The organism is Microbacterium sp. H6, assembly GCF_003314775.1.
GTDB classification, from domain to species: domain Bacteria; phylum Actinomycetota; class Actinomycetes; order Actinomycetales; family Microbacteriaceae; genus Microbacterium; species Microbacterium oxydans.
Window position 1 is genome coordinate 1 of the sequence record NZ_QOAY01000107.1, and the last position, 247, is coordinate 247.

The 247-nt window shown below is 74.9% G+C and carries 1 pseudogene; it reads left to right on the forward strand.

The features are described from left to right. Nucleotides 1-247 (forward strand): annotated as a pseudogene (locus DSP71_RS22050) (MurR/RpiR family transcriptional regulator); the annotation flags it as partial.

Genomic DNA, 247 nt, shown 5'->3' on the forward strand with positions numbered 1-247 from the left:
AGGCGAGTCTGCGCGTCGCGACGGCGGCCGCGCGGGGCGGTGCGACCGTGATCGCCCTGACGTCGTTCGCCTCGTCGGCCTTGACCGAGGCGGCGTCGCTGTCGCTCGTGATCGCGCCGACCGGGGTGAGCTTCCGCGACGAGCTCGAGCACACCTCCCGCGTGGCCTACCTCGTGTTCGCCGAGGTGTTCGCCGCCGCGGTCGCGACCGAGCGTGGCGTGGATGCGGTCCAGGCGCGCGCCCACGC